General features: G+C 70.2%; 12 protein-coding genes. 5 read left to right on the top strand and 7 right to left on the bottom strand.

Annotated features, from left to right (window positions below):
* The 4 genes from ACFWDI_RS38320 to ACFWDI_RS38305 form a co-directional block, all read left to right on the top strand.
* Positions 1 to 258 (top strand): zinc ribbon domain-containing protein (locus tag ACFWDI_RS38320; RefSeq protein WP_385311434.1); only part of this gene is annotated, 258 nt, incomplete at its 5' end.
* A gap of 29 nt (positions 259 to 287) precedes the next feature.
* On the top strand, positions 288 to 542 hold the full coding sequence (locus ACFWDI_RS38315) for a hypothetical protein (RefSeq protein WP_385311433.1): 255 nt from the start codon (positions 288 to 290) through the stop codon (positions 540 to 542).
* 75 nt (positions 543 to 617) lie between these two features.
* A complete protein-coding gene (locus ACFWDI_RS38310) occupies positions 618 to 3,980 on the top strand; it encodes a PQQ-binding-like beta-propeller repeat protein (RefSeq protein ID WP_385311431.1) in 3,363 nt (1,120 codons plus the stop codon).
* Between the two features lie 14 nt (positions 3,981 to 3,994).
* On the top strand, positions 3,995 to 5,302 hold the full coding sequence (locus tag ACFWDI_RS38305) for a nickel/cobalt transporter (protein WP_385311429.1): 1,308 nt from the start codon (positions 3,995 to 3,997) through the stop codon (positions 5,300 to 5,302).
* 69 nt (positions 5,303 to 5,371) lie between these two features.
* Here ACFWDI_RS38305 and ACFWDI_RS38300 read toward each other — a convergent pair whose 3' ends face one another.
* Both ACFWDI_RS38300 and ACFWDI_RS38295 read right to left on the bottom strand, forming a co-directional pair.
* Positions 5,372 to 5,905 carry an alkyl hydroperoxide reductase gene (locus ACFWDI_RS38300; RefSeq protein WP_385311428.1) on the bottom strand — a complete coding sequence of 178 codons (534 nt, stop codon included), beginning with the start codon at positions 5,903 to 5,905 and terminating at the stop codon, positions 5,372 to 5,374.
* Between the two features lie 6 nt (positions 5,906 to 5,911).
* Entirely contained in the window at positions 5,912 to 6,466 is a 555-nt protein-coding gene (locus tag ACFWDI_RS38295) for a peroxiredoxin (protein ID WP_327325800.1), read from the bottom strand.
* Positions 6,467 to 6,596: 130 nt separating this feature from the next.
* Here ACFWDI_RS38295 and ACFWDI_RS38290 point away from each other — a divergent pair, with 130 nt between their 5' ends.
* Positions 6,597 to 7,571, top strand: a complete 975-nt coding sequence (locus tag ACFWDI_RS38290) for a LysR substrate-binding domain-containing protein (RefSeq protein WP_385311427.1) — start codon at positions 6,597 to 6,599, stop codon at positions 7,569 to 7,571.
* Positions 7,572 to 7,611: 40 nt separating this feature from the next.
* Here ACFWDI_RS38290 and ACFWDI_RS38285 read toward each other — a convergent pair whose 3' ends face one another.
* The 5 genes from ACFWDI_RS38285 to ACFWDI_RS38265 form a co-directional block, all read right to left on the bottom strand.
* Positions 7,612 to 9,978 carry an FtsX-like permease family protein gene (locus ACFWDI_RS38285; protein ID WP_385311425.1) on the bottom strand — a complete coding sequence of 789 codons (2,367 nt, stop codon included), beginning with the start codon at positions 9,976 to 9,978 and terminating at the stop codon, positions 7,612 to 7,614.
* Complete coding sequence (locus tag ACFWDI_RS38280; RefSeq protein ID WP_385311423.1) at positions 9,975 to 10,661, bottom strand: ABC transporter ATP-binding protein; 687 nt, start codon at positions 10,659 to 10,661, stop codon at positions 9,975 to 9,977. The genes ACFWDI_RS38285 and ACFWDI_RS38280 overlap by 4 nt, the downstream gene beginning before the upstream one ends.
* Positions 10,658 to 11,182: a PadR family transcriptional regulator gene (locus ACFWDI_RS38275; RefSeq protein ID WP_327325804.1), complete on the bottom strand. Its 525-nt coding sequence runs from the start codon at positions 11,180 to 11,182 to the stop codon at positions 10,658 to 10,660. Before ACFWDI_RS38275 ends, ACFWDI_RS38280 begins: the two co-directional genes overlap by 4 nt.
* 167 nt (positions 11,183 to 11,349) lie before the next feature.
* Positions 11,350 to 11,622, bottom strand: coding sequence for a hypothetical protein (locus tag ACFWDI_RS38270; protein WP_385311421.1), 273 nt, complete (start codon positions 11,620 to 11,622; stop codon positions 11,350 to 11,352).
* Positions 11,568 to 12,503 carry an SPFH domain-containing protein gene (locus ACFWDI_RS38265; protein WP_385311419.1) on the bottom strand — a complete coding sequence of 312 codons (936 nt, stop codon included), beginning with the start codon at positions 12,501 to 12,503 and terminating at the stop codon, positions 11,568 to 11,570. The genes ACFWDI_RS38270 and ACFWDI_RS38265 overlap by 55 nt, the downstream gene beginning before the upstream one ends.
* Between the last annotated feature and the right edge of the window lie 199 nt (positions 12,504 to 12,702).

Below are 12,702 nucleotides of genomic sequence, written 5' to 3'. Positions count from 1 at the left end.
CCGACCTCTCAGGTCTGCTCGCAGTGCGGCGTCAAGGACGGCCCCAAGCCCCTGCACATCCGCGTCTGGGAGTGCGGGGCATGCGGAGCCGTCCTTGACCGGGACATCAACGCGGCGGTCAACGTCGCCAAGGCCGCCGGACTGGCGGTGTCAGCCTGTGGAGCGCAGGTAAGACCAGTACTCGTACCGGCGCAGCGCGGTGAAGCAGGAACCCACCGAGACGGTCAGACGACCGTGGTAGGAATCCCCGCCCTTTAGGGCGGGGAGCGGAAGTCAATGCCGCGCAGATGCTCTTCGGGGACACCGAGGTCACCATGGAACAGTTCGACGGGCTCGGCGAGCGCGCCTACTTCGTCCTGGAGGACGGCAGCGACGAAGCACCGACCCTCCATGTGCTGGACGGCCAGGCCGTGCTGACGCTCTCCGTCTCGCCCGGCGGGCCGAACGGTCCGGGCGGTACGACCGCTCCGGCCGATCTCTCGGGCATCAGGCCCTTCATGATCGAGGACATGCGGACGCTGATGACCAAGCTGCAGAGCTGAACTCTTGCGGACGACTCGATGAAAGTCGTTCGGTCTTGGCGGAAATCGAGCGGATGCTGGCTAGCGTCCGCTCTTATGAAACACATACGCACAGCGGCCGGGCTCTGTCTCGCGCTGCTGTTCCTTGTGCTGGGCGTCGGAGCCCAGCCCGCCATGGCGCATGTCTCCCGCGAGCACGCCGAACTCGTCGTCGCCACCGGTGACAACGTCACCAGCGGCCGTCTCATCGTGCACCGCGACGTGGTGTCCCCCGAGAGGGCCGGCACCTGGGCATCCTTGATGCTGTCGGCACGCTGCCCGGCCACCGGCTCGGGCGTGCCCGGCGACGACGGCGGGGTGCCCGGCGGCGTCGTCATCGAACTGGCGTGGAGCTGCCACATCGACGCGCTCGACATGAGCCCGCTCCTCGACAAGGGCGGACTGACCCGGGTCGTCGTCGAGTTCGACGGCACAGCGGTCGACGCCTCCGCGGCAACGCCGCTCGTCGACGCCAAGGGCGCGCACGCGCTCCCGACGTTCCCCTGGCTCACCGTCGTACTCGTGGCTGCGGCCGGAGTCGTGTTCGTACTCGCCGCCCGGCGACTGCCGTCCCTCGTCCGCGGGCTGTGCACAAGCCGTCGGTTCCAGCTCGCGACCGCGGGAGCCGTCGCCCTGTCCTGCCTCGCGCCCCAGGCGGCCTTCGCCGACGACACGTCACCGGCCACCGCCACCGTCGAGGGCACCGTCTTCAAGGACCGCAACGGAAACGGCGAGCGGGACAGGGGCGAGCGTGCCATGCCCGGCGTCGACGTCACGGACGGCGCCGCGTGGGCCACGACCCGCGCGGACGGCTCGTACACCCTGGCCATCGACCCGACGCGGCGCGAGACCGACCTCATCAGCATCGTCTCGCCCGACGGGTACACCCCGGCACTGCGCAAGGACTACATCCCGCAGTTCTTCCACAAGGTCCCCGAGACCGGCGGTACCGGCATCGACTTCGCGCTCGTCCCGGACCGCAACGCCTCGGACCCCACCGAGAAGTGGGTCATGAACTCCGACCCCGAGGTCGGCAACCGCACCGACGCCGAGGCCCGCACGGCACTGCCCCAGTGGACCGGCCAGGTGCAGGCGATGTCCGAGGTCGACGGCGCGACGATGCAGATCGCGACCGGAGACCTGACCGTCACGGACTACGCGGAAGAGCCGCGCCGGCAGGGCGCGTACGACCTCTTCAGCAAGGGCCTGGAGCAGGGGCGGCTCGGCCACCCCTTCTACCCCGTGATGGGCAACCACGACTTCGGCGGCACGGCCACCTCCAAGGGCTACGCGGGCAGCCTGGAGTACTACCGCCGCAACCTCGCCCCCGAGTGGTACAGCTTCGACCGCAACGGCCGCCACATCGTCGTACTCGAGGACAACTACGACGCGAGCGGGCTGAAGCCGCAGCTGGAGTGGCTGCGCAGGGACCTGGCCCAGCACGCGGTCGGCAAGCAGGTGCTCGTCTTCGCGCACCGCTCGCTGTTCACCCAGTGGGGACCCGGCGCGGGCATGCAGCCGACCATCGACGAGCTGGCGAAGTACGACGTACGGATGGTCGCCGCGGGTCACAACCAGCAGGCCGAGTTCCGGCGCGGTGCCTTCAAGCGCTCCGTCGAGGTCAACAACCAGGGCACGTACGGTATCGACGGTGCTCACCCCGACTACAAGGTCCTCGACTTCAGCGGCATCACCGACGATCTGCGCACGAGCCGCAACGAGGACACGGGTCATGTGACCGGCATCCACCGGCAGTTCGACATCGACGACGATTCCGCGCTGGTCAGCCCCGCGCAGGGCAGCACGCACAGCGCAAACGCCCCGGTGCCCGTAGAGGTGTACGCGGAGGACGACGGCCGTACGCCCGCGAGGGCCACGCTGACCGTACGGGACAGCCGCGGCCATGTCGTGAAGCGCGCGAGCGTGCGCTTCGGCAAGGGAGCGGCCGGGCCCGGTATCGAGAACTGCTACACCCCGCCCGGCGGCACGGCCGAACCCTGCCCGGAAGCACGCGGTGCGTGGACCCGGGCGAGCGGCAAGCTGCGCGGGCTGCGGCCCGGCAGCTACACCGCCGAGACGACCGTGTACGACACCCGGGGCACGGCGTTCCCCGCGCTTCCCGCGGCGAAGTCCACCTTCGAGGTCGTACGCGACGCCGAGCTGCCGAAGCCGAGCACCGGGCAGGACTGGCTGCGGCAGGGTGGCGACGAGGCCGGGCGGTCCGCGAGCGGCGACAACCCGGGCGACACGCTCGACCTCAAGTGGACTCAGCACACAGGTGAGCAGTTCAACCTGAACGGCTCCGTGATCGCGGACGGCAAGCTGATCGTCTCGTCCCGCGCCTTCGACTCTCCGTACAGCATGATGCTCGCCTACGACATCACCTCCGGCCGCGAGATCTGGCGCACCTACCTGGACGGCGACGCCGAGTCGGCGCCGACACTCCATGACGGACGGGTCCATCTGACGACCGGCGTCGGACGGATCTACGCGCTGGACGCCGAGGACGGGCACGTCGCCTGGGAGTCGATCGACCGTGAGGAGCAGCACGGCGACACCGTGCGCCGCTACGGTCGCGCGGGCGGACCGGTCAGCGTTTTCCCGCTCGCCGGCGGGGACCGTACGGTCGCCGTCCACCAGGACTGGAACACGGTGCGCTGCCGTGACGCCAAGACGGGCGAGAAGCTGCCCGGCGGCTTCGGGGCCGCGGCCTCCTGGGGCCAGTCCCACAGCACGGTGGTGCGCGAGCCCGGCTCCAACACCGCCTATCTGCACTCTTCGTCGAGCAACACGGTCATCGCGATGGACCTCGCGAGCTGCAAGCAGCTGTGGGTGAAGGACACCGGGGGCGACATCGACAGCCACTCGTCGCCCGTGCTGACGCAGCCCGCATCGGGCCCGGCGAAGCTGGTGACGTTCACGGCGTACGGCGTCCGCGGGCACGACCCGAAGACGGGCGCGGTGACCTGGGAGTCCAAGGTGGGCGGCGGCAGCACCTGCGAGCCGGGGCGGGCCCCGCTCACCAGCCCGGCCGTGTGGGGCGACATCGCTTATGTCGCGGGCCGCGACGGTGTCGTACGCGCCTATGACACGAGCGCGGCCGATCCGTCGAAGCCGGTGTGGGAGACCAAGGCCGGTTATCTGGCGGGCGAGAGCCCGATGGACGACAAGTGGCGCGTCGCCATGGGCTGCTCGGCGGGTGCCGGTTCGCCGACGATGCATCCGCTGGTCACCAAGTCCCTTGTGTATGTGGGGACATGGGACGGGCGGCTGCTCGTCCTGGACCGGGCGAGCGGCACGCAGCTCGCCGCGTACAACCTGGGCGCGGGAGTGGCTTCGGCGCTCTCCGTCAGCGGTGACTGGGTCGTCGCCCTCACGGACGACGGCACCGTCCACGCACTCGCCGCGCGCCGGGACTGAGAGGAAGCGCCACCGTGCGATCACCGCGCACCTGGGTGCTGCTCGTCCTGGCCGCCGTCCCCGCGCTGCTGTTCGGCAGCGCGGGGACGGCCCAGGCGCACCCCTTCGGCACACCGCCCGTCGTCAAGGTCGAGGCGAAGGGCTCGGCCGTGGAAGCGGCCTGGTCCGCGCAGAAGGACGATGTCACCGTCCTGGAGAAGGAGTCCGGCGGCGATGTGGCGGGCTATCTGCGCTCGCACATCGTCGTACGCCAGGACGGCAGCCCCTGCCGGGTCGGGGCGGCGGACGGCGTGAAGGTCCGCTTCGTCTGCCCGCGGCCGGTGGACCGGATCGCCCTGACGGTCACCGCGATGACGGATATCAACCCCGCCTATCGCACGCTCTCCGTGACGGACGTGGGCGGCGGGGGTCTGCACACGGCGAGGGAGCCCACGCGGGAGCTCTCCTTCACATCGGAGGCCGTGGGAAACTCGTCGTCGCAGGGCGGGAGTTGGACTGCCGACCTGACGTCGCTCCTGGACCATGGGCCGGCCCTCCCGTCGGCGCTGCTCATCTCGGCGGCCGTGGGCGCGCTCCATGCCTGTGCGCCCGGGCACGGCAAGTCGCTGGCCGCCGGGTATCTCGTGGGCGGCCGGGGCAGACCCCGCGACGCGGTACGGCTCGGTGGCATCGTCGCCGTGATGCACACGCTCTCGGTCGTGGTCCTGGCCGTCGGCTGGTGGCTGGCGGCGAAGAGCACGCCGGACATGGCGGCGCTGACGGGGTGGCTGCAGCTCGTCGCGGCGCTGGTGGTGGCGGCGGTGGGCGTGAGCCTGCTGCGGAAGCATCTGCGCCACCGTAAGCACGATCACCGGGATGACCACGGGCGGCACAGCCATGACCACGGGCGGCACAGCCATGACCACGAGCGTGGGCACAGCCATGACCACGAGCGGCACAGCCATGACCACGAGCGTGGGCACAGCCATCACATCCCGGACGCACACTCGCTGCTCACCCGGCGAGGTCTCGTCCTCCTCGGCGCGTCGGGAGGTCTGTTGCCCTCGCCCTCAGCCTTCCTCGTACTGCTGACCGGGCTCCTCACCGGCAAGGTCGGCATCGCCCTGTCGATGGTGGCCGCCTTCGGCGCCGGTATGGCCCTGACGCTCACCGGCGTCGGACTGATCGTGCTGCGCGGCCGTGACGTGCTGCTGGACCGCGTCTCCCGCTCCCCGGCGCTGCGCACCTGGACCGGGAGGGTTCCGCTCTTCGCGGCCTCGGCGGTGGTGGCCGGAGGCGCAGTGGCCTCGGCGCTGGCGGCGGGCCAACTTCTCGCACCGTAAAGCCCGTCCACGACAAGGCGCCCCGTCCGGCTCGCAGCCGGGCGGGGCGCCCTTGTCGCAGCGCGGGGCTCAGTCCGCGAGCACAGCTTCCGCGTCCAGCGTCGTACCCACGGCCTGGATCACCGCGGCGATCTTGAAGGCCTCCTGGATCGTCTCGCGGTCCACGCCGGCCTTGCGGAGCACCTGCTCGTGCGAGTCGAGGCACTGGCCGCAGCCGTTGATGGCGGAGACGGCGAGCGACCACAGCTCGAAGTCGACCTTCTCCACACCCGGGTTGCCGATCACGTTCATCCGCAGACCGGCGCGCAGCGTCCCGTACTCCGGGTCCGACAGCAGATGCCGGGTCCGGTAGAAGACGTTGTTCATCGCCATGACCGCGGCGGCGGACTTGGCGGCGGTGTACGCCTCCGGGGAGAGGTTGGCCTTGGCCTCGGGCTCCAGCTCGCGCAGCACCTTCGCCGAGCGCGAGGCGATCGCGCAGGCCAGGACGGTGCCCCAGAGCTGCTGCTGCGGCAGCTCGCTGTTGCCGATCACCGAACCGAGGTTCAGCTTCAGGTCCTTGGCGTAGTCCGGTACCGAAGCCTTGAGTTCATCGAGAGACATATCGGATCACTCGCCCGACAGCAGCGCGACCGGGTCGAGGGTGTTCTCGCCCTTGGTCCAGTTGCACGGGCACAGCTCGTCGGTCTGCAGGGCGTCGAGCACCCGCAGGACCTCCTTGGGGTTACGGCCGACGGAGCCGGCGGTCACCATGGTGAACTGGATCTCGTTGTTCGGGTCGACGATGAAGACGGCGCGCTGCGCGAAGCCGTCCTCGCCCTCGATGCCGAGGTCGCGCATCAGCTCGTGCTTGGAGTCGGCCAGCATCGGGAAGGGCAGGTCACGCAGGTCCGCGTGGTCCTTGCGCCAGGCGTGGTGGACGAACTCGGAGTCGCCGGAGAAGCCGAGTATCTGGGCGTCACGGTCGGCGAACTCGTCGTTCAGCTTGCCGAAGGCCGCGATCTCGGTGGGGCAGACGAAGGTGAAGTCCTTGGGCCACGCGAAAAGGACCTTCCACTTGCCCTCGTAGGACTTGTGGTTGATCTCCTCGAACTCCTTGCCGGCCTCCAGCGAGACGCAGGCAGTCAGTTCGAACGTGGGGAACTGGTCACCAACAGTGAGCACGCGCTCTCCTTGCAGAAAGGAATTCCCTTTTGAGGTCTTCCGGGGGGTTGGACGGATCTTGATACTGGCACAGAGTGCATTGATCGCGGAAATAGCTAGACTCGGTCATCGCGATCGGAGGTGCCTATCAGTGGCTATCAGTAATGTCGGCAATGCCGTTAATAGGGGAAGTTCCAGAGGTAAGCAGCCCAGCCTGGCGCAGCTGCGCGCGTTCGCCGCCGTGGCCGAGCATCTGCACTTTCGGGACGCCGCGGCCGCAATCGGGATGAGTCAGCCCGCGCTGTCCGGTGCCGTATCGGCACTGGAGGAGGCACTCGGTGTCCAGCTCCTGGAGCGTACGACCCGCAAGGTGCTGCTCTCGTCGGCCGGAGAGCGGCTCGCGGTGCGGGCCAAGGCTGTGCTGGACGCGGTCGGTGAGCTGCTGGAGGAGGCCGAGGCGGTACGCGCCCCGTTCACCGGGGTGCTCCGGCTCGGCGTGATCCCGACCGTCGCCCCGTATCTGCTGCCGACCGTGCTGCGCCTGGTGCACGAGAACTACCCGGACCTCGACCTCCAGGTCCACGAGGAGCAGACCTCCTCGCTGCTGGAGGGGCTCGCGGCGGGGCGGCTCGATCTGCTGCTGCTCGCCGTGCCGCTCGGGGTCCAGGGCGTGAGCGAGCTGCCGCTGTTCGACGAGGACTTTGTGCTGGTCACGCCCGAGGACCACTGGCTGGGTGGCCGCCAGGACATTCCGCGCGAGGCCCTGCGCGAACTGCATCTGCTGCTGCTCGACGAGGGCCACTGCCTGCGCGACCAGGCGCTCGACATCTGCCGGGAGGCCGGCCGTACCGACGGTGCTCCGGTGTCGACGACTGCCGCGGGCCTGTCCACGCTGGTGCAGCTGGTCGCCGGCGGGCTCGGAGTGACGCTGCTGCCGCGTACGGCGGTCGAGGTGGAGACGGGCCGGGCGGGCAGGCTGCAGACGGCGTACTTCGCCGAACCCGCGCCCGCACGCACTGTCGCCCTGGCGATGCGCGCGGGCACGGCACGCCAGGGCGAATTCGAGGAGTTCGCACAGGCCCTGCGGGACGCGATGCGCGCGCTGCCGGTGCGGGTGCTCGACTGACCGCTCCGTACTGCCCCGGACTGCGTCGTACGCCCTTGTGCTACTCCGTACGCAGCCCGTCCGGGCGCATCATGCGCCACAGCGGCGGCAGGCTGAGCACCGTCACCAGCAGAATCAGCGCGGCCCCGACCCCGGTGATCGGCAGGAAGGCCCACCAGTCGGCGACCTGCTTGCCGACCAGCTTCAGCAGGACAAGACCGAGCCCGATGCCACCCGTGACCGCGAGGGCGAGACCCAGCACGATCGGCACGGCGGTCTGCCACAGCACCGACCAGCTCAGAGTGGCGCGCCGGGTGCCGAAGGCGACCAGGACCGACAGCAGCCGCTTGCGGTCGCGGAGCTGTTCCAGCGTGGAGACGAGCATCGACGCGGCGATCAGCAGCATCGTCGCGGTCGCGCCGACGAAGAGACCGGTGCGCACGCTGGAGAACTGGCTGTCACGCTCGAAGTTCTGCAGCGTGGAGACGCTGGTCAGCGGGTCGATTGCGGCCGCGCTGTTACGGGCGTACTCGGCCGCCTCGGGCACGTCGGGGTCGAGCCGGATCAATGCCTTGGCCATCGGGCTGACCAGCTTCGACACATCGATGGTGGACGGCGTCGCCATGACGCCGAAGGAGACCTGACCCACCGGGTCGGTACGCGAGTCCACCGTCCTGGCGGATGCGGGGATGCGCCACAGCACCGGCTTGGTCGTCTTCGTCTCGCCTTCCGGGCCGAACTGCTCCGAGTTGAGGTTGACCTGGGCGCCGGGCCGGGCAGTCTTGGCGAGAAATTCGTCCGGCGGTCCCTGATAGCCGTGCGTGCGGGCGATGAAGACATCGCCGTCCTTGCAGGAGGGCAGCTTCGCCAGCTCCCGCAGCGACGGGCAGTCGGCGACAGTGATCTGGGTGGTGGGGATGTAGCCCTCGCCCGCGCGTATCGGTCCCGGCCGGTCGACGGACGCCTGGATCATCCCGATCACGCCGGCGACGCCCTTGGTCGCCGAGTACTTCTCGATCATCTTGCTCGCCACGGAGCCGTCCGTGGCCTTCGCGCTCGTCTCGAGCTGGGCGCGGGCCGCGTCCATGCCGGTCGGCTTCATGAAGTCGCTCTGCACGGAGCTGAAGAGCATCTGCAGCGCGATGGCGCCGGCCGCCGCGACGACGATGCCGCTCACCGCACGGGCCGCGGTCCCGCTGCTCAACTGAAGCCGCCGTACCGCCAGTTGCCAGGGCACGGGCCCGCCGCGCAGCCGTCCGACCACTGCCTCGACCAGCCACGGCAGCAGCGCGGTGACCCCGGTCAGCACCAGCAGCGCGCCGCCGGCGATCTGGTAGGTGGCGATCTCGGTGTCCCCCAGGCCGACCCGGCCCGACTGGGGCAGCAGCAGGGCGAGACCGGCGGCCGGCATCAGCAGCCGCCACCACAGTCGGCGCCGCCGCGGAGCGGTGTTCCGTACAACGCCGAGCGGCTCGATCGTCACACCACGCAGCGTGAAGAGGGTGACTCCGATCGCGGAGGCCGGTACGGCGACGGCGATCAGCGCGGCCAGCACCGGGCTCGGCACGATGTCGGAGGGGAAGGCGTTGACGTTCCAGATGGTCACCGAGCCGATGAACTGCCGTATCAGCGCGAGGAATCCGGCGCCCGCGACCAGCCCGAGCAGCGCGCCGCACAGTGACTCACCGGCCGCGATCCGCCGTGTCATCGCCTGATCGGAGCCGACCAGCCGGAGCGCGGCGAGCCGCCGGTCGCGCTGCTCGCCGCCGAACCGCACAGCGGTGGCGATGAACACGGCCACCGGCAGGAGCAGGGCCACACAGGCCATCACGATGATGAGCAGGAGCACCGCGCTCATCGGGTCGCCCTTGCCCTGGTCGCCGCCGTAGCTGTCCGCGCGCCAGTCGGCCGCCGCCGGGGGGAGGGTGGAACTGCCCGCGTAGTAGAAGAACTCACCGGGGCCGATCAGGCCGCGGTCCCCGATGGTGGCGGTGACCCGGTACGGCAGCCGGTCCTTCAGCAGCGCCCCCTGGGGGGAGCTGAGCAGGTCGGCGAGGGCGGGGGAGGCGGCCATCTCGCCGGGGCCCGGCAGCTTCGCCAGGCCGGGCGGCGCGGGGGCGTCGCCGCCGTCGGGCCGGAACACGGCGCCGTTGACGGTGTCGCCGCGGTAGAGCGTGCTGGTCCGGGCGAAGAGGAACGAGCGCTCGGAACGCTTCACCTCGTCGTTGAAGGTGACCGCGCGGTCCGCCTCGCGGGTGTCGCGGCTCTCGATGAGATGGGGCACGGACGCGGCGACCAGCAGCAGGGAGACGCCCAGGCCGACGCCGATGGCGGTGAGGATCGTACGGGTCCAGCCGCGTCGGCCGCCGGTGACGGCGAACCGGGCGCCCAGGGTGAGATCCCGTATCCAGGTGGCGCCGCCGCTCATGCCACGCCCGCCATGTCGCGCACCTTGCCGTCGCGGACGATGACCTCGCGGTCGGAGTACGCGGCCACCCGGGCCTCGTGCGTCACCAGGACGACCGCGGCGTTGGTGTCCCGGGCCGCGTCGGTGAGCAGCTCCATCACCCGCTCGCCGTTGAGTGAGTCGAGGGCGCCGGTCGGCTCGTCGGCGAAGAGCACCCGCGGCGAGGTGACCAGCGCGCGGGCGACCGCGACCCGCTGGCCCTGGCCGCCGGAGACCTCGCCGGGCCGCTTGTTGCCGATCTCGGCGACTTCGAGGCGCTCCATCCACTCCAGTGCGGTGCGCTCGGCCTCCTTGCGCCGGGTGCCGTTCAGCCGAAGCGGCAGCGCGACATTCTCGGTGCAGGTCAGCTCGGGAACGAGCTGGCCGAACTGGAAGACGAAGCCGTAGTCGCTGCGGCGCAGCGCGCTCCGTCCGGCGTCCGACATCGCGGTGAGGTCGCGCCCGCTGTAGCTGATCGACCCGGAGTCGGGCCGGACGATCCCGGCGAGACAGTGGAGCAGGGTCGATTTGCCGGAGCCGGAGGGCCCCATGACGGCGACGACCTCGCCGGCGTGGATGGAGAAGGACGCGCCGTCGAGGGCGGGGGTGGGGCCGTACGCCTTGTGCAGGTCGGCGGCGACGAGGAGGGAGCCTGCGGGGGTCATCCGCGCACCTCCTTGGCGAGCTGGTCGAGCCTGGCACCGGTCAGTTCCAGCCAGCGCAGATCGGCTTCGAGGTGGAAGAGGGCGTGGTCGCAGATGAGCTGGTCGGCGAGGTCACCGCGGCGCTTGCGGTCGGTGAGGATACGCATCAGCCGCAGATGCTCGGCCCGCTGCCCATCGAGGAGATCGGCGGCGCTGCGGCCGGTGAGCAGCGCGAGGACGACCTTGGTGTAGAGGGTCGACTGGAGGTACGGCTCCGGCTTCTCGGGCTGCGCGAGCCACTGGGTGACATCGGTGATCCCGGCGTCGGTGATGGCGTAGCGCTTGCGTTCGGGACCACCGCCGGCCTCAATGCCGTCGACCTCGACGAGGCCGTTCTTGAGGAGGCGGGACATGGTCGAGTAGACCTGCCCGTAGTGGAGGGGCCGGTCGTGGCCGAACTTCTCGTCGAAGGCGCGCTTGAGGTCGTAGCCGTGGCGCGGGCCGGACTCGAGGAGCCCGAGGAGTGTGTGACCGATGGACATGCGCGGCACTCTACACGGTGTGTATACCTGCTGTGTATACCTGAGCGGGGTCTGCGGGCTCCGCCCCGGACCCCGCGCCTCAATCGCCGGCGGGGCTGAATTTCAGCCCGTCCGGCGATTGAGGACCCGAGCGAAGGTCGTGCGGGGCTGAGGGCCTGCCCCAGGGGCTACTCCCCCTCGTCCTCCGGCGCAGCCCTCGGCGGGCGCCCCCGCCGGGGGATCGGGCCGACGCTGCCCGGCAAGCGGCCTGCGTCCGACAAGGCGCGACGGAGGATGAACTCGATCTGCGCGTTCGCGCTGCGCAGCTCGTCCGACGCCCACCGCGCCACCGCCTCGTACACCGCCGGATCCAGCCGCAGCAGCACCTGCTTCCGCTCGGGCGGCGTCACTGGTAGAGCGACCCTGTGTTGAGGACAGGTTGCGGCGCGCGGTCGCCGCACAGCACCACCATCAGGTTCGACACCATGGCTGCCTTGCGCTCCGTGTCGAGCTCGACGATGTCCTGTTCCGCGATCCTGGCCAGCGCCGCCTCGACCATGCCGACCGCGCCGTCCACGATCTGCCGCCGGGCCGCCACCACCGCGCCCGCCTGCTGGCGCTGCAGCATCGCGGACGCGATCTCCGGGGCGTACGCGAGATGCGTGAAGCGGGACTCGATGATGTGCACGCCGGCCGCTTCCACGCGCGCGTGCAGCTCGACCGCCAGCTTCTCGGTGATCTCCTCGGCGTTGCCGCGCAGCGACAGGCCGTCCTCGTCATGCGCGTCGTAGGGGTACTCGATCGCGATGTGCCGCACCGCCGCCTCCGTCTGGGTGGAGACGAACTCCAGGAAGTCGTCCACCTCGAACAGCGCCTGCGCCGTGTCCTCGACCTTCCACACGACCACCGCGGCGAGCTCGATCGGGTTGCCGTACGCGTCGTTCACCTTCAGAACCGCGGTCTCGTGGTTCCGTACCCGCGTCGAGATCTTGACCCGCGAGGTGAACGGGTTGACCCAGCGCAGGCCGTCCGTACGGATCGTGCCCCGGTAGCGCCCGAAGAGCTGGACCACCCGCGCCTCGCCCGGTGCGACCGTGTTCAGCCCGCACATCGCGACGAACGCGGCGATCCCGACCACGACGCCGAGCAGGATCAGCGCCACCTTCGTGCCGGTCGCGCCGACCGCCGCCCCGGCGACGACGAGTACGACCCCGGAGGCTATTCCGAGCAGCCCCAGCAGCAGGGCGGCGCCCCCGCCGATGCTGTGCGCCGGAAATTCGCGAACCTGTGGCGCCGGCATCTCCGGCAGGTCTTCCACGGTTGGTGTGCTGGTGGCAGGCATGATGGCTCCCCGTTTCCGGGGTCGGCGACAGCCGCCGACCCTCTAGCAAAGTGATATCACTTTAACGCGCATCGCAACCCTGTGCACCTCTCATGAGTCGGTTCCATGAGACGGGGTGCTGATTCTCACGTCCGGAAAAGACCGGATCGATGGCTCTTTGTCTGTGTGAGCGGTGTTAGCTTTCTGAGCTGATTCCGGC

Source organism: Streptomyces sp. NPDC060064 (assembly GCF_042736455.1).
Classification (GTDB): Bacteria; Actinomycetota; Actinomycetes; order Streptomycetales; family Streptomycetaceae; genus Streptomyces.
The sequence above is the reverse complement of the archived record's forward strand: the minus strand, read 5'-3'. Positions and strand labels throughout refer to the sequence as shown.